This window comes from Pseudomonas sp. B424 (genome assembly GCF_055408345.1).
Map to the genome: position 1 here is coordinate 190,823 of NZ_JBUZTL010000002.1, position 19,019 is coordinate 209,841.

Genomic DNA, 19,019 nt, shown 5'->3' on the forward strand with positions numbered 1-19,019 from the left:
CCGTTCGGTGACTGGCAGGCAATAAAAAAGCCGACCTATAAATAGGTCGGCTTGGTAACAATCCCGAAGGACTATTACTTGCGGCTTGCTTTCTCAAGCATGCGCAGAGCGCGCTCGTTTGCTTCATCAGCAGTCTGTTGTGCTTTTTGAGCAGCAGCCAGAGCTTCGTCAGCTTTACGGTAGGCTTCGTCAGCACGAGCCTGGGAGCGAGCTGCTGCATCTTCAGTTGCAGTCAGGCGGGCTTCAGTTTCTTTAGATACGCTGCTGCAACCGGTAGCCAGAACTGCGGCCAATGCCAGAGCAGAGAATTTCAGAACGTTGTTCATCGTGTTCCCCTTCAAGGACTTTCTAATTAAAGCTGTTCCTTCAAAGTGAGGAAACAGCCGGCGTACATAGTACCCATTACTTGTAGTAAGTAAAATGACCTAACGCAAGAACCAAAAAAAATAATTGGCAATCATTGTTGATGGGCTAGCTTTAACAGATTGTGCTTGAAAAACAGTCAGTTTGGATCGTTGAAAACAGGCATATCCGTTTTACCATAACGTGACTTTAAGTACGGTTGTACGTCATAGGCTCAACCTTCCGGAAAATGTTCAGGGCTACTTTCAGGCCGTCGGGCTGACGAAACGTTTGGGCAGGCTTATTCTGCTCACAACAGCTGACCGAGTGAATTGAACATTTGCATTGAGAGTGGCTACTCTTTATCAGCCTGTCGGCGCACTGTGTGCGTGATGGCGTAGTAGTTCCCTCGGCGGAAAAACATCAGTAAGGTAGGGGTCACGATACAAGACCCGCGAAGGAGCAATGATGAGCGAGGCGTTGTCTATCCACCATGACCAGGCAGGTCACCAGTTTGAGACCACTGTCGACGGTCATCGTGCTTACCTGACCTACATGGATTTGGGCAAGCAGACTCTGGATATCTATCGCACGTTCGTGCCCAATGCCCTGCGTGGTCGGGGTATAGCGGCCGCCTTGACGGAGCAGGCGCTCGATTACGCCGACAAGATGGGGTACGAGGTGATCCCGTCATGTTCTTATGTCGAACGTTATATGGAGCGTCACAAGCGCCCTCAGGCCAACACCTGAAAGCAGCCACACACAAAAACGCCGGGCATGCCCCGGCGTTTTTGTGTGTGGCTACAGGCTAATTAGCCGCGTGCACGCTTTGGCAGTACGTCCTTGAGCTTGGCATGCATGCTGCGCAAGGTGTTTTCGGTGGCCGTCCAATCGATGCAGGCATCGGTAATCGACACGCCGTACTGCAAGTCTTCGAGGTTTTTAGGGATTGCCTGGCAGCCCCAGTTCAAATGGCTTTCAACCATCAGGCCGATAATCGACTGGTTGCCTTCAACGATCTGGTTGGCCACGTTCTCCATGACCAGTGGCTGCAGGGCCGGGTCTTTGTTGGAGTTGGCGTGGCTGCAGTCGACCATGATGTTCGGGCTGATCTTGGCCTTGGTCAGTGCCTGCTCGCAGAGTGCAACGCTGACGGAATCATAGTTCGGCTTGCCGTTGCCGCCGCGCAGTACCACGTGGCCGTAGGCGTTGCCCTTGGTCGTGACGATCGACACGCCGCCTTCCTGGTTGATACCCAGAAAGCGATGCGGGCTCGAAACTGACTGCAGGGCATTGATGGCTACCGTCAGGCCGCCGTCGGTGCCGTTCTTGAAGCCCACGGCCGAAGACAGGCCGGACGCCATTTCACGGTGCGTCTGGGATTCGGTGGTGCGCGCGCCGATGGCCGACCAGCTGATAAGGTCCTGCAGGTACTGCGGGGAAATCGGATCAAGGGCTTCCGTTGCGGTCGGCAGGCCCATTTCGGCCAGGTCCAGCAGCAGTTTGCGGCCAATGTGCAGACCGTCCTGGATCTTGAACGAGTCGTCCAGGTACGGGTCGTTGATCAGACCTTTCCAGCCCACAGTGGTGCGTGGCTTTTCGAAATAGACCCGCATGACCAGATACAGCGTGTCGCTGACTTCAGCCGCGAGCACCTTGAGGCGCTCTGCGTACTCATGGGCAGCCTTGAGGTCGTGAATCGAGCAAGGCCCGATGACAACGAACAGTCGATGGTCGGTGCCATCCAGGATGTTGCGAATCACCTCGCGCCCTTTGGTCACGGTCTGCAGCGCTGCAGCGCTGAGAGGAATCTCGCGCTTGAGCTGTTCAGGTGTGATCAGGGTTTCGTTGGAGGCAACGTTTAGGTCGTCGATCGGTAAATCAGCCATCGTGTTACTCGTCAGGTCACGGGTGCCGGCCGCCAGCGATCCCCGTGCGGCGGAGCACAGCTTGATTGAGCGCATCGGGGAGCCGAACCTTAACGCGTTATCCGGTTGGTCGACAATGGGCAGGCACAGCTTTAATCCAGTGCTGGCTGCGCCAGTGCGTGATCCAGTGTGGCCTGGGAGAACTCTGCGGCATGATGGGTAACCCACTCCAGAGCCAGGTCTTCCATCGTTTGCGGGTAGGGGCCCTGTTGCAGCTGAAGGCGCGAGTAATGCTCTATCTGGCACACCTGCTCACCCATGCGTGCGCCAAACAAGGTTTGTTCGTCGGTAAGGGCCACCCCGATCCGGTAACCCTCAAGGTGTTTTTCGCACCAGGCTATATAGCCCGGGTAGCGGGCGTTCTCACCCAGGGTGGGCATGGACATGTCGACCGCGGTGCCGCGTCGCCAGCCTCTATCGCTGTTGCATGACACGCCTCCGAGGCTGATAGAGTGCAGCTTCTGGCGAGAAAGGGCAGGTTGTTTACGTAGCGTTATCTCAACGGGAATATCGTCAGGGTGAGGTAAAAAGCGACCCATGAACGCTGACTCCAAGTGCCATTAATTTAATATTGTCTTCTGAGTATAGTGATTGAAATGGAACTGACAGACTTTGATGCCGATCAGCGTCTGCTGGCGTTGCCCGGAACCTCGCTGGTGATCTTTACCGGTGCCGGGTGTTCGGCGTGCCGCACGGCCCGCAGCAGGCTGCCTGACATGCAGTTGCCCATTGAACGGCTGTGCTGGATCGATGCGGGTGACAACGGCGGCCTTGTCGAACGGTACGAGATTTTCCATCTGCCCACCCTGTTTGTGGTCCGCGACGGTGCGTTTTATGGCGAGTTGAAGTCGCGTCTGAGTGAGGGCGAGCTGGCGCACCATATTCGTCTCGCCTTGATGCTTGAGCCTGACGAGCTACCTTGAACCAATGTTTGAATCCGCTTGGACCTGTGGGGGCGAAATGAGCAAAGGCTTAAAGGGCAAGCTGGTACTGGCAATCTCTTCTCGGGCGTTGTTTGACCTGAATGATAGCCATCGGGTGTATCTGACCCAGGGGATTGAGGCATACCGCCAATACCAGATCGAACATGAAGATGAAGTCCTTGCGCCGGGGGATGCCTTCGCGCTGGTCCAAAAGCTCCTCAGTTTCAACGCACACCTTGGGCGTGAGCGGGTTGAGGTGGTGCTGGTGTCACGTAACAGCGCCGACACCGGGTTGCGGGTGTTCAATTCGATCCAGCATTACGACCTGAACATTTCCCGGGCGGCCTTTTCGGGCGGGCGAAACCCCCACCCGTATCTCAGCGCTTTTGGCTGTGACCTGTTTTTGTCGACCCATGCCGAGGATGTACGCAGCGCTCTGAATGAAGGCTTTGCAGCGGCAACGATCCTTTCGGGCGGCGCGCTGCGTGCCGAGAGCAATGAGCTGCGCATTGCCTTTGACGGTGATGCGGTGCTGTTTTCCGATGAGGCAGAGCGGGTTTTCCAGTCCGGCGGGCTGGAAGCGTTTCAGTCCCTTGAGCGCGAGTCTGCGCGCAGCCCTTTGCGAGGCGGGCCGTTCAAGGGTTTTTTGGAGGCGTTGAACCTGTTGCAGCGCGAATTTCCTGATGACGCGTGCCCGATCCGCACTGCGCTGGTCACCGCGCGTTCGGCACCTGCCCATGAGCGGGTGATCCGCACGCTTCGCGATTGGGATATTCGTCTGGATGAGTCTCTGTTTCTCGGCGGGCTGGATAAATCGGCGTTTCTGGAAGCCTTTGCCGCCGATGTCTTTTTTGATGATCAGGCGGGCCATTGCGAAAGGGCGCGTCAGGTTGTCGCGACCGGCCACGTGCCTCACGGCATCAGCAATGAATCCGGGGGGGTGGCGACAGAGTAAGGCTGTGCACAAGTTGCTGTGCGGACCATCGTACTTGCCTGTGCGCTGCTAAGCTGAATCCATCTCGCCCATTAAAGCTGTCGAGGGGGTCGAATGATTCGCTCAATTCTGTACGCCACGGATCTCGGTATTTACGCGCCGGTTGTGATGCAGCATGCGTTGGGATTGGCTCGCAGCTTTCGCGCAGATTTGTATGTGGTGCATGTAGTTGAACCCATGGGGCTGTTTGCCGAGTCGGTGTTGCAGAGCTACCTCGATGAACAGGCGTTGAGCGAGCTGCACCGACAGGGCATGAGCACCATGCTTTCGAATATAGAGTTACGTGTGCTTGAGAGCCTTCGGGAGGAGTTGGCAGGGTGGGAGCAGGAACTGGCATTGATTCGCTCGGTCAAGGTTATTCAGGGCGAACCCTCCCAGGTCATTCTGGAGCAGTCGCAAAAGCTTGCAGTTGACCTGTTGATTCTGGGCAGTCACGCCCAGCCCGCGGGCGGAAAATCGCATTTGGGGCGAACGGCAGCGCGGGTTATCGAGCTGGCGCAGATGCCGGTGTATCTGGTGCCGCTGGTGCAGCGTCGGCGCAGCACTGATGTGTAAGGCTGATGAACCGATAAAAACGATAAAAAAGTTCTAGATTTATTCTTCTAACCTTCCATATAGTTATATACCGCCGCCGATACCCTTGGCGTCTATCTGCTTTGAGGGATGCATATGAAGCTTCAACAATTGCGCTACATCTGGGAAGTGGCGCACCACGACCTCAACGTTTCGGCCACCGCGCAGAGCCTTTACACCTCACAGCCGGGTATCAGCAAACAGATCCGCCTGCTTGAAGACGAGCTGGGCGTCGAAGTCTTCGCCCGCAGCGGCAAGCATTTGACCCGTGTCACGCCCGCAGGCGAGCGCATTATCACCACCGCTGGCGAGATCTTGCGCAAGGTCGAGAGCATCAAGCAGATCGCCCAAGAGTTTTCCAACGAGAAGAAGGGCACGCTGTCGATTGCCACCACCCACACCCAGGCACGCTACGCGTTGCCGCCGGTGATCAGCAATTTCATCAAGCAATACCCTGATGTTGCGCTGCATATGCACCAGGGTTCGCCGATGCAAATCGCCGAGATGGCTGCTGACGGCACCGTCGACTTTGCCATTGCGACTGAAGCCCTGGAGCTTTTCGGCGACCTGGTGATGATGCCGTGCTACCGCTGGAACCGCTGTGTGGTCGTGCCACAGGGCCACCCGCTGACCAAGCTGCCGAAACTGACCCTTGAAGCGCTGGCCGAATACCCGATCGTGACCTATGTGTTCGGCTTCACTGGCCGTTCCAAGCTCGACGAAGCCTTCAGCCATCGCGGTCTGACCCCGAAAGTGGTATTTACCGCTGCCGATGCCGACGTGATCAAAACCTATGTGCGCCTGGGCCTGGGTGTGGGTATCGTGGCCAAGATGGCCGTGGATACCAAGCTCGACAACGATCTGGTGGTACTGGATGCCAGCGAACTGTTTGAGTCCAGCATCACCAAGATCGGTTTCCGTCGTGGCACTTTCCTGCGCGGCTTCATGTGCGACTTTATCGAAAAGTTTGCCCCGCACCTGACCCGTGAAGTGATGGCCAAGGCGATTGCCTGCCACAACAAACAGGAACTTGAAGACCTGTTTGACGGTGTAGAACTGCCGGTGCATTGATCACGGGCACCGCACAAATCCTGTGGGAGCGGGCTTGCCCGCGATGGCATCGACGCGATCTGATTCAAAGACCGCGCCGCTTCCATCGCGAGCAAGCCCGCTCTCACATTTTTTTGGGCGTTTTACTGCTGCGAATTACGTGTATGCCGGTACTCGCTCACCGCGTCATACACCGCCTTGCGCAGACGATTGATCCCGCCAATCGGTCGATGTTCTTCGACGCCATGCCACGGGCTGAACGACAGGTTGTCACAGGTCAGGTTCTGGCTTGGGGTGTCGAAGTCCTGTGGCGCAACCTTGATTCGCGCCACAGTCTCGAACGGGGCGTCAGACTCTTTCCATTCGATGCTGGTGTCTTCGATCGGCATGAAGCGATTGGCGTTCTGTCGTTGAATCTGCAGCACAAAACAGGCCGGCACCCGGTCCGTGGACAGTTGCTGGTTCAAGGCATTGCGCAAGAAGTTGGGCAGCGCCTCGTTTTGCTCCGGCAAGGTGTAGGCCGGGCAGCTTTCGAGGTCCGGTGCCACGCGGTACTTGGCATTGTCGGTGCCGAACTTGTAGGGCGAGACCGAGAAGTAGGTAGTTTGCGTCGGGCTGGCCGGTGCCGGCGACAAGGTGGCCAGGGCAATAAACAAATGGCGGACTTGCCAGCTGCGCGGGTCCCATGACGGGAAAAACGCCGTTATCTTTTTGCCATCGGCCTGGGCAGCAATGTTCTGGCGGTATTCGGCCACGTCACTGACGAAGAAATTGGGATGGTTAAACATCACAAAGTCCTGCTCGCCACGACCTTGCTGGCCAGGTAGCAACTGCGCCCCCGGCACGTCCTGCAACTTGATCGCCATGCCGCGTGCATCGCGGATGCTGTCGAATTGCGGGTATGCGTTGCCGTTGGACAGGCGCATCACCGCTTGCCAGGTTTTGCCAGGGGTGGCGAATACCCCCTGGCGCAATGCCGGGTCCAGATCGTCCAGCACCTGCACTTGCGCCTTGACGCAACCGTGGGCCTTGGCGTGGGCATCGCGCAGATAGCGGGTGTTTTCGCGGTGCTGGTCGACGATCCGGATCGCGGTCTGGATGGTGTCCCGGGTCATGGCGGCTTCACCCGGCGGGATCTGCTCCTGGGCCGAAACGGGGCCTCGGTGCTGCCAGGCGTACCAGCCGGTGGCCAGCGCCCAGCCGAGCAATCCCAAGGCAATCAATATCAAAAGCAACTTGCCCAGCCATTTGCCGAGTCGAAGCCAGAAAGTGGTCAGCATGCAAACATCCTTTTAGCGAAATCATCGGTGCGTTGAAGGCACTTCATTCGTTGGGCAACTGTTGTTCCAGGGGGCCACCGAGCACTTTGAGGTACTCCAGCAACGCCCAGCGTTCTTCGGGTTGCAGCTGGCGGCCGATCACGCCATTGCCACGGGGGCCGGCGCGGAACTCGTGGCCGCTGTTATGGTTGCCGCTGATGCGGGTGTCGAGCACAAAACCGCCGTCAAAGGCCTGCGTGCTGTAGCCCAAGTGGCGAGGGTCGTATTCAAAGCTGCCGCGATAGAAGGTTTGGTCACGCTCAGCCTGTGGCGACAGCAACTGGTAGATCGTAGGTACCGAACCGTTGTGCAGGAAGGGCGCCGTGGCCCAGATCCCGTCGAGCGGCCGTGCCTTGTAGGCCCGCAACTCCATGACACCGATCGGCAGGCCAAATCCATTGAGGCGTGCCTGCTCTTGCGGGTCGATACCGGCTTGCTGGTAAGCATGCTTTTCAACAAAGGCGGTGACATACGCCAGGCCTTTTGCGACCGACAGTTTGCTCATGTCCAGAGGCGCTTCGCTTTTCGGGTACAGGTCCACGTTCATGGTTGCCAGCTCGGCCGGGTCCCATTGCAGCGCGCTGAGGTCGTAGCGATTATCGGCGATGTTGTTGGCGGTATTGGGGTCGGTGCCGATCACGTCGACAGGCAGCATTTTGAGTTGCTTGACCCAACGCCCGTTTTCTTCGACCACTGGCGGGACGTGGCAGCCGGCGCAGTTTTGCGCGAACAGCGCCCGGCCTTTGGTCGCGAGCGGGCGATCAACCTTGCCGAACAGCTCTTCGGGCCAGATCGGAGGCTTGAGCTTTTGCAGGGTTTCTTCAATCAGGTGCAAGTCGTTTACCCGGACACTCGAAGGGTAGCGGGCATCGCCTTGCAGGGGCTGGCCGTGGCTGTCGAAAAAGTTGAGGGTGGCGCCTACGCCCAGGGCTTCGCCGATATTGCGCGCCATTGGCTGCTTGGCCGAGCCGTTCCACTGCACCCAGTCGAACGTCCACATATCCCATAGGTGCGGGTAATCCACCGGTGCGTTGGCCACGCGGTAATTGTCGGAGGAAATCGCATCACCGAAGCTGGCGTTGGCGATCCGGCCGAAGGCATCGGTGCGCCCCGGGCCTTCGAGGGTCGGATAGAGGCCGCGATGGGTGTCGTTCCAGGCCACGGTCAGAAACGTGTTCAGGGATGCCTTGAAATCTTTGCGCAGTTGCTGGTGCTGCGCCTCGTACTGATCGCCCAGGACGGTGCGGGCAAAGCGCTCGAATTTCCATGGGTTGTAATATGTTGCGGCGAGGCTGGCTACCAGCGCCTGGCCAAAGCTGCCGCCGCGCAAGGTCGGTACGCTGGATGGCAAGACGTGCTGTGCCGGGGCGCCATCAATACGCACCGCCTGGCCTTTGAAGCGCAACTCGCCGGTGTGGCAGGCGGCGCAGGTAATGTCCAGGTACTGCGTGTTGCTGCCCGGGTTTTGATGGCGGGTAAAACCTACGGGCAAGTTGGCCGGGTTGGCGGCGCTGGCCTGCTGCTGTGGGTCAACCAAAAAACCGAACCGGGCCAGATACTCCGGCGCGGCGAAGGGTTGCTTTGAAAAGGGCAGCTCAAGGGCGCTGAACCAGTCGTAATGCAAGCCTTTAACCTGCGTGCCCTGGGGCGTGTAGTAATAGGTTTGACGCTCGGCAGGGCTCCACTGATCAAGATAATGCAGCTGCTGCGGGGGTTGGTAGGCAGGCAGTTTCGGGTTGGCGATGAAGTAGATCACCAGGCCAAGTCCCAGGGCCAAAGCCACTAGCAACCCCAGCAGAACACGGTAAAACAGACGCACAGTAACGCTCCTTGTAAAAATATTTACAGCCTTATGCCTCAGGTATGGTCTGGCATCAAGCGACCTGGGCTTTGCTTTGCCAGGTTTATAGATGTGTGAGCAGAAGTTGCGGTATGAATGAATTGTTATTAATGCATGAACTTATCCGCAAATTGCCTCTCCTATGCCGGTAGCCATTGGTCGCGGCCGCCTGATAAGCTCGCGGCTTTACTCGATTGCCCATTTGGCGCATGAACAAGGAAATAGCATGAAACAGCATCGGTTGGCGGCAGCTGTGGCCCTGGTAAGCCTGGTACTGGCGGGTTGTGATTCGCAGACCAGCGTAGAGCTGAAAACCCCGGCGCAAAAAGCCTCGTACGGCATTGGCCTGAACATGGGCAAAAGTCTGGCTCAAGAAGGCATGGATGATCTGGATTCCAAGGCCGTAGCCCAGGGCATCGAAGATGCCGTTGGCAAGAAAGAGCAGAAACTGAAAGACGATGAACTGATCGAAGCGTTCGCCGCCCTGCAAAAGCGTGCTGAAGAACGTCTTACCAAAATGAGCGAAGAAGCCTCGACAGCAGGTAAAAAATTCCTCGAAGAAAATGGCAAGAAAGCCGGTGTTGTCACTACCGCTTCTGGCTTGCAGTACGAAGTCATCAAGAAAGCCGATGGTCCTCAGCCTAAAGCCACAGACGTGGTGACTGTTCACTACGAAGGCAAGCTGATTGATGGCAAGGTTTTCGACAGCTCGGTAGAGCGCGGCAGCCCGATTGATCTGCCGGTTAGCGGCGTGATCCCGGGTTGGGTTGAAGGTCTGCAACTGATGCACGTTGGTGAGAAATACAAGCTCTATATCCCTAGCGAGCTGGCTTACGGTGCACAAAGCCCGAGCCCGTCGATCCCGGCCAATTCGGTACTGGTGTTTGACCTTGAGCTGCTGGGCATCAAAGACCCTGCAAAACCAGAGGCAGATGCTGCGCAATAAGCAGCTTTCTCTTCAGGTAGCGCCCCGTTTCGACGGGGCGTTGTTGTATCTGTAGTCCGGCCTCTGTGCCTATCAGTTCTGTCCTGCAAGTTTTTAAAAACCCCATAAGTTCCCTTGGCTAGTGGTTGCTGACTGCCAAGTCAATGAATTTATGGGTTTTTTTATGTGTGTAAAAAACGCCCGATCTGAGTACAGCCCTTATAGAACGGGCCTTTCAGCCTGAAAAAACAGCTCTGTTCACAAGGTTATCCACAATTTGTGTGGATAACATTTTGTGTTCTGCGCAGCGCTTTTGACTGCTTTCACAAAAATTTCACTTTTGAGCGAAAACTCCAGAGACCTTGAAGGCTGTTAGGATTAAGCTTCTAAGGAAAGTTCCGACTCGATTTATCTAAAAGTCTGACGGGGTTTAGCAATGGATCTTCAAATCATCAAGCGCAATGGTGAACCTGAATACGCGGTTCTTTCATGGGAAAGCTACCAGGCACTGCTCAAGGCTGCAGGTCTCAAGGAAAAGGTGGCTACGCCTTTGGCAGACCAGCAGCCCCCGGCGCCCGAGCAGGAACGCCCTGGGCTTGATCAGTTGCGGGGCTTGCGCGAGAACAAGGGCCTGGCCCTTGAGGTATTGGCACGTACGGTCGGTATTAGCCCGTCGTACCTGACCATGATCGAAACCGGCGAGCGTCTACCTGACCTTGCCATTCGTCGTAGCCTGGCCTGGGAGCTGGGTGTCGCGGGCTGGAGGGAAGCATCATGAGCGTTCGCATCAGTCGCCAACACTGGGATGGGTTGTTGGCTGAGCTCGATCAGGCGCGTCGACAGCGCCACTTGCTGACGTACCGTGCGTTGCTGGAGCGCTTGCAATTGCCGAGCCCAGCCATGCTCACCCTGACGGCAGCGCTTGAGCATCTGGCCGCAATGGACGCCAAGGCCGAGCAGCCATTGCGCAGTTCGCTGGTGATCAGCCAGGGCGCAAGCCGCCTGCCACGTACCGGCTTTTTTGAATGTGTGGAACGGCTCGGCCGCTTCCCCGGCCCGCCGGACGGTGTTGCCGCTGCCTCATGGCATGCCTCTGAGGTCGTGCGGGTGTTTGAGTTCGCTTATGAGCACGAGGAAGCCTGAGTGCTCTGGCGATTCAAGGCGCGTCTGAGCTACTGGCTGGCGCGCAAGTTGTTTCATCGGCCCTGGTGTGTGCGTCAGCCGCGCATCTGGAGCTGGATGGAGGGGCAGTTCGCACGTATGGCCAACCTGGGGGATACCCGCGCCCAGAGCTTCTACGGGCACATTCTGGCCTTTCGCGGTCAAGGGTTGGGTGCCAGGGAGGAGGGCGTGCGTTTGTTGCGCCTGGCGGCACTGAGCGGCGATGGCAAGGCGGCTTACCAAGTGGGCGTTTTCAGCCTGGCAGGTACGCTCAGTAAAAACCCGGATGCGGCAGAGGCTGCCCGCTGGTGGACGATGGCGGTAAAGGCCGGGCACCCGCTGGCCGCCAACAAGCTGTCGGCGCTGTATTTGCAGGGTGGCCCGGGGTTGCAGGCAGATCCGGCACTGGCCCGGCATTACCAGTCTTAGATTTCACGCCAATAAAAAGGGCGGGCCGCATTACGCGACCCGCCCTTTTTTACAGCTGCACAGTCCTTACTTCTTGGCGACCTGACTGCTCAGCTTCAGGTAGTCCAACAGAATCCGCCCGGTTTCACTCAGGTAGGCATCATCTTCCGGTTTGGTCTTTTCAGGCTCGACCGGCAGTGCATCTTCGTCTTCTTTCTTCATTTCCTTGAGCGGTGCTTCGCCTTTGGCCTGACGGCGGGCGTTTTCCATCACCAACTGCTTGGAATCGATGTCGGCGTGCTGTGCGCGACGTTCGGCTTCGTTCAGGCTGACGGTCTTCTCGGCCATCAGTTTCTCGGCCAGGGCCAGCTTGTCGCGGATAAACATGAACTCTGCATCTTTGGCGACGCGGGCTGCATGTTCGGCCTTGAGCTGGTCAAGGTAAGGCTTGAACGGATCGACTGCCGGCTTGATGGCAGGGCGGATGGTGTCCCATGGCATGGCTTCGGGCAGTGCGCTTTCGCCGATTTCCTTGGTGTCGATAATCGACGGGAAAGCAACGTCAGGCAGTACGCCCTGATGCTGGGTGCTCTGGCCGGAAACCCGGTAGAACTTGGCCAGTGTCAGTTTCAGCTCGCCATGGTTCAGCGGCTGGATGGTTTGCACCGTCCCTTTGCCGAACGTCTGGCCGCCGATGATCAGCGCACGATGGTAGTCCTGCATGGCACCGGCAAAAATCTCCGAGGCCGAAGCCGACAGGCGGTTGACCAGCAGCGCCATCGGGCCCTTGTAGAACGCACCCGGGTTTTCGTCTTCAAGCACGTCGACTTTGCCGTCGGCGTTACGCACCAGTACCGTCGGACCCTTGTCGATAAACAGGCTGGTCAGTTCGGTGGCTTCCTGCAGCGAGCCGCCGCCGTTGTTGCGCAGGTCGATGATCACGCCATCGACTTTTTCTTTCTGCAACTCGGTCAGCAGTTTTTTGACGTCGCGGGTGGTGCTCTTGTAGTTAGGATCGCCGGCACGGAACGCCTTGAAGTCCAGGTAGAAAGCCGGGATTTCAATGACGCCGAGCTTGTAGTCCTTGCCGTTCTGTTTCAGGTTCAGGATCGACTTTTTCGCGGCCTGCTCTTCAAGCTTCACGGCTTCGCGGGTAATGGACACGATCTTGCTGGTCTGATCGTTCGGTGCGTTGCTCGCTGGAATAACTTCCAGGCGCACCACAGAGCCTTTAGGGCCACGAATCAGTTTGACCACTTCGTCCAGACGCCAGCCGATCACGTCGACCATCTCTTTATCGCCTTGGGCGACACCGACGATCTTGTCAGCCGGAGCGACCTGTTTGGTCTTGTCGGCAGGGCCTGCCGGCACCAGACGCACGATTTTTACCTGGTCGTTATCGCTCTGCAACACGGCGCCAATGCCTTCCAGCGACAGGCTCATGTTGATGTCGAAGTTTTCCGCGTTATCTGGTGACAGATAGTTGGTGTGCGGATCGTAAGACATGGCGAAGGTGTTGATGTAGGCCTGGAAGATGTCTTCGCTGCGGGTCTGGTCAAGGCGCGACAATTGGTTCTTGTAGCGCTTGGTCAGCAGTTCCTGAATTTTCGCAGGCTCTTTGCCGGCGATTTTCAGGCGCAGGACTTCGTCCTTGATGCGTTTGCGCCACAGATCATTGAGCTCGGCTTCACTCGTGAGCCACGGGGCGTCCTTGCGATCGATCTGCAAGGTCTCCTTGGCGGTGAAGTCGAAAGAGTCCGGGCCTTTTTTCAGCTCTGCAAGGGCGAAGTCCAGGCGCGATTTCACGCGGTCCAGGTAGCGCTTGTAGATGGTGAAGCCGGGGTTGAGGTCGCCGCTTTTGAGGAAGTCGTCAAACTGGAATTTCCATTTGTCGAATTCGGCAATATCGCTGGCCAGGAAGTAACTGCGCGAAGGGTCGAGCAGCTTCAGGTAGCTGTCATAGATGATCGCAGAGCGTGCGTCATCCAGTGGCGGCTTGCTGTAATGATGGCGCTTGAGCAGCTCAACGACGTTAAGACTGGCAATCACCTCATCACGATCGGGCTGAAGGTTATCCCAACTGTTAGCGGCGAACGTATTGGCCGAAAACGGCAAAACGCCTAGGCCAATGAATAGGGCAAGTGCGGTGCTAGGGAATAAATGCTTCATGCTGATTCGACGCGGGGGCAATTGATAACGCATATTAGGCCGTCTTTGAAGTCGCCGGTTCCGTAAAGGACCGACCGCATAATGCAAGAAGCCCGGTGCAACAGCGCCGGGCTCAGTCCAGACTCACTATGGAGGCACTGTGAAAGCATTGCAAGGCGTTGAAGGTCAAGTGAAGTGGGTTGAAGAGCCAAGCCCCACCTGTGATGTAGGGCAAATCCGGATTCGTGTGGCGGCTGCGGGGCTCAATCGGGCCGATCTGCTGCAAAGCGCCGGGTTGTATCCGCCACCGCCCGGAGCCAGTCAGGTATTGGGCCTGGAGTGCTCGGGCGTGGTCAGTGAAGTTGGCCCCGGTTCTTCGTGGAAAATCGGCGACCGGGTGTGTGCCCTGCTGGCTGGCGGCGGTATGGCGCAAGAGGTAGTGGTCGATGCCCGTCACGCGCTGCCCGTGCCTGAAGGTCTGTCGCTGATTGAAGCGGCGGCCTTGCCCGAGGTGTACAGCACGGCGTGGCTGAACCTGTTTCAGCTGGCTGCTCTGAAGCCGGGCGAGAAGGTGTTGTTGCATGCTGGTGCAAGTGGCGTTGGTTCAGCGGCCATTCAGTTGTGCAAGGCGTTTGGCAGCCCGTGCTGGGTGACAGTAGGTTCGGCCGAGCGTTTGGCGTATTGCCAGGCGTTGGGCGCTCAAGGCGGGGCGTTGCGTACAGAAGGGCTGGACAGCCTCAAGACGCTGGGGCCGTTTGATGTGGTGCTGGACCCGGTGGGTGCGAACTACGCCGAGTCCAACCTCAAGCTGCTGGCGCTGGACGGGCGCTGGGTGTTGATCGGCCTGATGGGCGGGCGCAAGGCCGAGCTGGACCTGGCCCTGGTTCTGGGCAAGCGCATCCAGTTGCTGGGTTCGACCCTGCGCAGCCGCAGCGATCAGTTCAAGGCTGACTTGCTCAGTGATCTGGGCCAGCAGGTTTGGCCGCTGTTCACTGAGGGCCGCTTGAGCCCGCAACTGGCTAAAACCTTCCCGATTGAAGAGGCGCAGGCGGCGTTTGCCGAACTGGCCAGCAATCAGGTGTCGGGCAAGCTGGTGTTGGTGATAGACAGCAGCCTGGCCTGACCCCGCATAACCTGTAGCCGCTGCCGCGGGCTGCGGACCCCTTCGGGCCCGATCGCAACCCGCGGCAGCGGCTACAGGTATTGAGGTGTCATTTCCAGTGATGAATCGGCCACCCGGCCGTTTCGGCATGTTCACGCAGCACCGGGTCCGGGTTGACTACGTGCGGGTGATCGACCTTGAGCAACAGCGGCAGGTCGTTGCGTGAGTCTGAGTAGAAACTCGCGCCTTCAAGATTCTCTTCCTGCTCATCCAGCCATTGCAGCAGACGCGTGATCTTGCCTTCGCGGTAAGTCAGCGTACCCACGGTGTTGCCGGTGTAAAAACCGTGGGCAACTTCCAGCTCAATGCCCAGTACTTCATCAATGCCCAGGCGGTCGGCAATGGGTTTGACCAGATGCGTGCCCGAGGCCGAAATCACCAGAATGCGATCCCCTGCCTTGCGGTGGGCGGCGATGGTTCGGGTGGCGTCACTGAAGATGATCGGCTCGATAAAATCTTCAACCCACGGCCCGACCAGATGCTCGACTTCTTCGGGGGTGCGCCCGATCAGCGGCTCCAGGCTGAAGGCCATGTAGTCTTCCATGGCCAGTTTGCCCTGGCTGTAAGCTGTCATCAGTTCGTTGTTGCGTTGCATGAACGACTGCGGGTCGACCCAGCCCAGGCGGCCCATCTGCTCGCTCCAGAGGGTGGCACAGTCGCCGTGAATCAGGGTTTCGTCCAGATCAAAAATTGCCAGGGCCATCAGCGCAACTCTCTCTTCATAAAATTCAAGAACATCAGGCTACCTCACAAAGGGTGCTCGAATCGATGGACAGTGCCACGCGTTGGCCGTCGGGGTACAGATCGCCGGGCGCGCGGTTGAGCACGTCGACGATCAGTTGCACACCTCGCACCTCGACCCGATAGCGGATCACGTTGCCCAGCAGGCTGTGGCTCAGGATCACCCCGTCGGGCTCGCCCTGCAGGCTCAAGCCCAGGGTTTCGGGGCGGATGGCGATACGGCTGCTGACCGGTTGTTGCAGCAGGCGGCTGGCAGTCTCGGCATCCAGCAGGTTGTAGTTGCCGATAAAGCCTGCGGCAAATGCATCCACCGGCGCGGCGTAGAGGGTTTGCGCATTGCCGCTTTGTACAATTTGGCCCTTGTTCATCAGGAAAATACGGTCGCTCATGACCAGTGCTTCTTCCTGGTCGTGGGTAACGAAAATGGTGGTCAGGCCCAGCTCGCGCTGGATGGTGCGGATTTGCTCGCGCAAGTGTTTGCGAATGCGCGCGTCCAGGGCTGACAGCGGCTCATCCAGCAGCAACAGGCGCGGGCGTGTCACCAGCGAGCGCGCCAGGGCCACGCGCTGGCATTGACCGCCCGACAGCTGGTGAGGGTAGCGCTGGGCGAAGTCATTCAACTCCACCAGCTGCAACACCTCGGTCACACGCTTGTGGCTTTCATCGGCTTTGACCTTCTGCATGCGCAGGCCGAATGCCACGTTTTGCTCGACGGTCATGTTGGGGAACAGGGCATAGCTTTGAAACACCATGCCGATGCCGCGTTTTTGCGGGCTCAGGGGCACGATGTCCTGGCCATCGATCAGGATCTTGCCGCCGTCCACCGGGGTCAGCCCCGCGATGCAGCGCAATAGCGTGGACTTGCCGCAGCCGGACGGGCCGAGCAGGGTGACGAATTCACCTTTGGCGATGCTGCAGTTGATATCGCTGAAAACCGGGGTGCCGGAATAGGATTTTTGCAGGTGTTCGACGCTGACGAAGCTCATTGGCTTTTGTCCTTGTTCAGGAAGGTGGCAACCCAGGTCAGCACCAGTACAAAGAGGAAATAGGAAATGACCAGCGCGCTGGTGAAGTGCCCGCTGCTGTTGCGCATGTTGTTCAAAAACACCTGCAGGGTTTCGTAGCGTGTACCCACCAGAATGTTGGCAAAGACAAACTCGCCGAACAGGAACGAGAAAGACAGCAGCAGTGCAACCATCAAGCCTTTGCGCAGATTGGGCAGCACTACCAGAAACGCCGCCTGCCAGGTGCTGGCACCCAGCAGTTGGGCGGCGTCCATCAGGTCACGCAGGTTGATCGCTTGCAGGTTGTTGGTGATCGCCCGGTACATGAAGGGCAGCGCGACGGTGAAGTAGCAGCCGATCAGAATCCATGGCGTACCGACCATTTGCAGCGGGCCGGAACCATAGAGCTGCAGCAGGCCTACCGATGACACCACCGGCGGCACGGCGAACGGCAGCAGGATCAGGATGTTCATCAGCGCATCGAGCTTGGGGAAGTGGTAATGCACCACAAACAGCAACGGCAAAATCAGGATCACCGACAACACCAGTGCGGCGACGCAGACCAGCAACGACTGGCCGAAAGCGGCCAGAAAGCGCGGGTCGTTCCACAGTTGGCCATACCACTTGAAGGTGAAGCCGCTGGGCAGGATGGTGGCGGACCAGCTGCTGGAGATGGAGTAAATCAGCGTGCCCAGCAGGGGCAGCAGCAAAATCAGAAACAGCAGCCAGACCACGCTGCGGTGGTAAACGCTGGGGGATGTGGTTTCAGCGCGCGACATGGTAGCTCCTCTTTAACAGCCACTGATGCACCAGGGTGACCAGGGTCATCAACCCCACCAGAATCACCGCCAGGGCACTGGCCATGTTCGGGTCCAGGCTGATATCGCCCGACACCATCGCGGCAATACGGATCGGCAGTACGTTGAAATTGCCGGTGGTTAATGCATACACCGTGGCGTAGGCGCCCAGGGCGTTGGCCAGCAGGATCACGAACGTGCCGAGCAGGGCCGGGGTGAGTACCGGCAGGCCGATATGGCGCCAGAACTGCCAACTGTTGGCACCCAGCAATGAGGCAGAGTCACGCCAGTCTTCGCGCAAGGCATCAAAGGCCGGGTAAAGCAGCAGAACCCCGAGGGGAATCTGGAAGTAGGTGTACAGGATGATCAGGCCGGTTTTGGAATACAGGTTGAAGTCCTGAATGATCCCCGCCTGTTTGAGCATGATCGTGATGCTGCCGTTGAAGCCCAGCAAAATGATGAACGCAAAGGCCAGCGGCACGCCGGAGAAGTTACTGGTCATGTTGGCGAACGCGTTCACAAAATTGCGCAACCGCGAGTCCACCTTGCGCAGAGAGTAACTGCCCAATATGGCGATCACGATGCCGAACAGGCTGGACCAGAAGCTGATCTCCAGGCTGTGCTGGATCGCCTGCAAATAGAATTTGGAGTTGAAGATTTTGATGAAGTTGGCCAGGCCCCAGCCGCTTTCTTCGGATTGCACGCTGTGAATCAGTACCCACACCAGCGGTGCGATCTGAAACACGATAAAAAATACCGCGAAGGGCACCAGGCACAGCAGCGCCAGCCATTTACCACGGCTCATGGTGCAGGTCTCAACAGGTCACGGCACAGCGGTTTGTCGTGGGCCACACCGAGCAGCTCGCAGATGGTGCCACACAGCTCTGTCTGTTTTGGCGTGACATCCGGGTTGAGGCTGAAGGCGTCGCCCATGACGAACAGCGGGACTTCACGTTCTTCGGGTAGCAGGCCGTTGTGCGAGCGATCGTTGTTCATGCCGTGATCGGCCGTCACCAGCACTTGATAGCCGGCGTTCAGCCAGCCTTGCAGGTAATCGGCCAGGATGATGTCGGCCGAGCGTGCGCTGTTGCGGTATTGCGGTGTGTCGAGGCCGTGCTTGTGCCCGGCATCGTCGATGTTCATGGGGTGGACCAGTAAGAAATCGGGTGCGTGCGCCAGGCGCAGGCTTTCGGCGTCGGCGAACAGGTGGGAATCGGGGTAGTGATCGTTCCAGTAGAAATGCCCGTATTGAATCGGCAGGTCTGGCGCCAGGGTGTGGCGGTCACGGGGGATTATAAAAGGTGAGCGGTTATACAGTTCGCTGACCCAGTGATAGGCCGCTGCTGCGGTACTCAGCCCGCCATCACGGGCGTAATGGAACACGCTGCGCTGGTTGGACAGTCGCGAAACATTGTTGTGCACGATGCCGCTTTCAATCGGCGGCACGCCGGTGAGGATGCATTCGTAGAGCGGGCGCGACAGCGCCGGCAACTCACACGTGAGTTTGTACAGTGCGGCGCGTTCAGCACCGACATAGGCCTGTAAATGCCCCATGGCATGACGGGCCACCTCGTAGTTGAGCCCGTCAAGTACGACCAGAATGACGTTGTGTTTCATGTACGGCGACTCCGCTGGTACAGCGCATGGATGGTGGGAGCGGGCTTGCTCGCGATGCTATCGGCGTGATGGACCTGAAACACCGGA

21 protein-coding genes are annotated in these 19,019 nt (G+C 58.0%); 10 read left to right on the top strand and 11 right to left on the bottom strand.

The window, feature by feature from the left end; genetic code table 11:
• Positions 1–74: 74 nt before the first annotated feature.
• Positions 75–326: an outer membrane lipoprotei OprI gene (gene oprI / locus ACZRMS_RS03235; protein ID WP_003172710.1), complete on the bottom strand. Its 252-nt coding sequence runs from the start codon at positions 324–326 to the stop codon at positions 75–77.
• Positions 327–810: 484 nt separating this feature from the next.
• On the opposite strand from oprI, the gene ACZRMS_RS03240 reads away from it, so the two are divergent.
• A complete protein-coding gene (locus tag ACZRMS_RS03240) occupies positions 811–1,092 on the top strand; it encodes a GNAT family N-acetyltransferase (RefSeq protein WP_019827604.1) in 282 nt (93 codons plus the stop codon).
• 62 nt (positions 1,093–1,154) lie between these two features.
• Here ACZRMS_RS03240 and ACZRMS_RS03245 read toward each other — a convergent pair whose 3' ends face one another.
• Together ACZRMS_RS03245 and ACZRMS_RS03250 are read right to left on the bottom strand one after the other, a co-directional pair.
• Positions 1,155–2,231, bottom strand: a complete 1,077-nt coding sequence (locus tag ACZRMS_RS03245; protein WP_463994104.1) for a 3-deoxy-7-phosphoheptulonate synthase — start codon at positions 2,229–2,231, stop codon at positions 1,155–1,157.
• Between the two features lie 131 nt (positions 2,232–2,362).
• Positions 2,363–2,809 (bottom strand): PilZ domain-containing protein, encoded by a 447-nt coding sequence (locus ACZRMS_RS03250; protein WP_463994105.1) that lies wholly within the window; start codon positions 2,807–2,809, stop codon positions 2,363–2,365.
• A gap of 57 nt (positions 2,810–2,866) precedes the next feature.
• Here ACZRMS_RS03250 and ACZRMS_RS03255 point away from each other — a divergent pair, with 57 nt between their 5' ends.
• The 4 genes from ACZRMS_RS03255 to cysB all read left to right on the top strand — a co-directional run bounded on the left by ACZRMS_RS03255 (position 2,867) and on the right by cysB (position 5,831).
• A complete protein-coding gene (locus ACZRMS_RS03255; RefSeq protein ID WP_463994106.1) occupies positions 2,867–3,193 on the top strand; it encodes a thioredoxin family protein in 327 nt (108 codons plus the stop codon).
• Between the two features lie 37 nt (positions 3,194–3,230).
• Positions 3,231–4,148: a 5'-nucleotidase gene (locus ACZRMS_RS03260; RefSeq protein ID WP_048358636.1), complete on the top strand. Its 918-nt coding sequence runs from the start codon at positions 3,231–3,233 to the stop codon at positions 4,146–4,148.
• Between the two features lie 93 nt (positions 4,149–4,241).
• Positions 4,242–4,742: a universal stress protein gene (locus ACZRMS_RS03265; protein ID WP_463994107.1), complete on the top strand. Its 501-nt coding sequence runs from the start codon at positions 4,242–4,244 to the stop codon at positions 4,740–4,742.
• 114 nt (positions 4,743–4,856) lie between these two features.
• Positions 4,857–5,831 (top strand): HTH-type transcriptional regulator CysB, encoded by a 975-nt coding sequence (cysB, locus tag ACZRMS_RS03270; protein ID WP_463994108.1) that lies wholly within the window; start codon positions 4,857–4,859, stop codon positions 5,829–5,831.
• 122 nt (positions 5,832–5,953) lie between these two features.
• Here the strand turns inward: cysB and ACZRMS_RS03275 are convergent, their stop codons facing one another.
• Positions 5,954–7,090: a catalase family protein gene (locus ACZRMS_RS03275; RefSeq protein WP_463994109.1), complete on the bottom strand. Its 1,137-nt coding sequence runs from the start codon at positions 7,088–7,090 to the stop codon at positions 5,954–5,956.
• A 43-nt stretch (positions 7,091–7,133) separates the two neighbouring features.
• Positions 7,134–8,948, bottom strand: a complete 1,815-nt coding sequence (locus ACZRMS_RS03280) for a di-heme-cytochrome C peroxidase (protein ID WP_463994110.1) — start codon at positions 8,946–8,948, stop codon at positions 7,134–7,136.
• Between the two features lie 247 nt (positions 8,949–9,195).
• Here ACZRMS_RS03280 and ACZRMS_RS03285 point away from each other — a divergent pair, with 247 nt between their 5' ends.
• The 4 genes from ACZRMS_RS03285 to ACZRMS_RS03300 all read left to right on the top strand — a co-directional run bounded on the left by ACZRMS_RS03285 (position 9,196) and on the right by ACZRMS_RS03300 (position 11,484).
• On the top strand, positions 9,196–9,915 hold the full coding sequence (locus ACZRMS_RS03285) for an FKBP-type peptidyl-prolyl cis-trans isomerase (RefSeq protein WP_463994111.1): 720 nt from the start codon (positions 9,196–9,198) through the stop codon (positions 9,913–9,915).
• A gap of 415 nt (positions 9,916–10,330) precedes the next feature.
• Positions 10,331–10,672, top strand: coding sequence for a helix-turn-helix domain-containing protein (locus tag ACZRMS_RS03290; RefSeq protein WP_463994112.1), 342 nt, complete (start codon positions 10,331–10,333; stop codon positions 10,670–10,672).
• A complete protein-coding gene (locus ACZRMS_RS03295) occupies positions 10,669–11,037 on the top strand; it encodes a hypothetical protein (protein WP_463994113.1) in 369 nt (122 codons plus the stop codon). The genes ACZRMS_RS03290 and ACZRMS_RS03295 overlap by 4 nt, the downstream gene beginning before the upstream one ends.
• Positions 11,038–11,484 carry a tetratricopeptide repeat protein gene (locus ACZRMS_RS03300; protein WP_463994114.1) on the top strand — a complete coding sequence of 149 codons (447 nt, stop codon included), beginning with the start codon at positions 11,038–11,040 and terminating at the stop codon, positions 11,482–11,484. It begins immediately after the preceding gene.
• A 66-nt stretch (positions 11,485–11,550) separates the two neighbouring features.
• On the opposite strand, the gene ACZRMS_RS03305 is transcribed toward ACZRMS_RS03300, so the two are convergent.
• On the bottom strand, positions 11,551–13,632 hold the full coding sequence (locus tag ACZRMS_RS03305) for a carboxy terminal-processing peptidase (protein WP_463994115.1): 2,082 nt from the start codon (positions 13,630–13,632) through the stop codon (positions 11,551–11,553).
• Positions 13,633–13,771: 139 nt separating this feature from the next.
• Here ACZRMS_RS03305 and ACZRMS_RS03310 point away from each other — a divergent pair, with 139 nt between their 5' ends.
• The gene (locus tag ACZRMS_RS03310) at positions 13,772–14,734 is read left to right on the top strand and encodes an NAD(P)H-quinone oxidoreductase (RefSeq protein ID WP_463994116.1); all 963 of its coding nucleotides are present in this window, start codon (positions 13,772–13,774) and stop codon (positions 14,732–14,734) included.
• A gap of 88 nt (positions 14,735–14,822) precedes the next feature.
• Here the strand turns inward: ACZRMS_RS03310 and ACZRMS_RS03315 are convergent, their stop codons facing one another.
• From ACZRMS_RS03315 to ACZRMS_RS03335, 5 genes are read right to left on the bottom strand one after another with little or no spacing between them, the layout of a single operon-like run.
• Entirely contained in the window at positions 14,823–15,476 is a 654-nt protein-coding gene (locus ACZRMS_RS03315; protein ID WP_463994117.1) for an HAD family hydrolase, read from the bottom strand.
• A gap of 34 nt (positions 15,477–15,510) precedes the next feature.
• Complete coding sequence (locus ACZRMS_RS03320) at positions 15,511–16,500, bottom strand: ABC transporter ATP-binding protein (protein ID WP_463994118.1); 990 nt, start codon at positions 16,498–16,500, stop codon at positions 15,511–15,513.
• The gene (locus tag ACZRMS_RS03325) at positions 16,497–17,297 is read right to left on the bottom strand and encodes an ABC transporter permease (RefSeq protein WP_463994119.1); all 801 of its coding nucleotides are present in this window, start codon (positions 17,295–17,297) and stop codon (positions 16,497–16,499) included. The genes ACZRMS_RS03320 and ACZRMS_RS03325 overlap by 4 nt, the downstream gene beginning before the upstream one ends.
• The gene (locus ACZRMS_RS03330) at positions 17,284–18,120 is read right to left on the bottom strand and encodes an ABC transporter permease (RefSeq protein WP_463994120.1); all 837 of its coding nucleotides are present in this window, start codon (positions 18,118–18,120) and stop codon (positions 17,284–17,286) included. Before ACZRMS_RS03330 ends, ACZRMS_RS03325 begins: the two co-directional genes overlap by 14 nt.
• Complete coding sequence (locus ACZRMS_RS03335) at positions 18,117–18,932, bottom strand: alkaline phosphatase family protein (protein ID WP_463994121.1); 816 nt, start codon at positions 18,930–18,932, stop codon at positions 18,117–18,119. The genes ACZRMS_RS03330 and ACZRMS_RS03335 overlap by 4 nt, the downstream gene beginning before the upstream one ends.
• Between the last annotated feature and the right edge of the window lie 87 nt (positions 18,933–19,019).

Coding starts and splice junctions, on each gene's coding strand:
- ACZRMS_RS03240 (WP_019827604.1), top strand. CDS start 811: ATGAGCGAGGCGTTGTCTATCCACCATGACCAGGCAGGTCACCAGTTT.
- ACZRMS_RS03275 (WP_463994109.1), bottom strand. CDS start 7,090: ATGCTGACCACTTTCTGGCTTCGACTCGGCAAATGGCTGGGCAAGTTG.
- ACZRMS_RS03335 (WP_463994121.1), bottom strand. CDS start 18,932: ATGAAACACAACGTCATTCTGGTCGTACTTGACGGGCTCAACTACGAG.
- ACZRMS_RS03325 (WP_463994119.1), bottom strand. CDS start 17,297: ATGTCGCGCGCTGAAACCACATCCCCCAGCGTTTACCACCGCAGCGTG.
- ACZRMS_RS03245 (WP_463994104.1), bottom strand. CDS start 2,231: ATGGCTGATTTACCGATCGACGACCTAAACGTTGCCTCCAACGAAACC.
- ACZRMS_RS03295 (WP_463994113.1), top strand. CDS start 10,669: ATGAGCGTTCGCATCAGTCGCCAACACTGGGATGGGTTGTTGGCTGAG.
- ACZRMS_RS03320 (WP_463994118.1), bottom strand. CDS start 16,500: ATGAGCTTCGTCAGCGTCGAACACCTGCAAAAATCCTATTCCGGCACC.
- ACZRMS_RS03260 (WP_048358636.1), top strand. CDS start 3,231: ATGAGCAAAGGCTTAAAGGGCAAGCTGGTACTGGCAATCTCTTCTCGG.
- oprI (WP_003172710.1), bottom strand. CDS start 326: ATGAACAACGTTCTGAAATTCTCTGCTCTGGCATTGGCCGCAGTTCTG.
- ACZRMS_RS03255 (WP_463994106.1), top strand. CDS start 2,867: ATGGAACTGACAGACTTTGATGCCGATCAGCGTCTGCTGGCGTTGCCC.
- ACZRMS_RS03330 (WP_463994120.1), bottom strand. CDS start 18,120: ATGAGCCGTGGTAAATGGCTGGCGCTGCTGTGCCTGGTGCCCTTCGCG.
- ACZRMS_RS03315 (WP_463994117.1), bottom strand. CDS start 15,476: ATGGCCCTGGCAATTTTTGATCTGGACGAAACCCTGATTCACGGCGAC.
- ACZRMS_RS03285 (WP_463994111.1), top strand. CDS start 9,196: ATGAAACAGCATCGGTTGGCGGCAGCTGTGGCCCTGGTAAGCCTGGTA.
- cysB (WP_463994108.1), top strand. CDS start 4,857: ATGAAGCTTCAACAATTGCGCTACATCTGGGAAGTGGCGCACCACGAC.
- ACZRMS_RS03250 (WP_463994105.1), bottom strand. CDS start 2,809: ATGGGTCGCTTTTTACCTCACCCTGACGATATTCCCGTTGAGATAACG.
- ACZRMS_RS03265 (WP_463994107.1), top strand. CDS start 4,242: ATGATTCGCTCAATTCTGTACGCCACGGATCTCGGTATTTACGCGCCG.
- ACZRMS_RS03305 (WP_463994115.1), bottom strand. CDS start 13,632: ATGAAGCATTTATTCCCTAGCACCGCACTTGCCCTATTCATTGGCCTA.
- ACZRMS_RS03290 (WP_463994112.1), top strand. CDS start 10,331: ATGGATCTTCAAATCATCAAGCGCAATGGTGAACCTGAATACGCGGTT.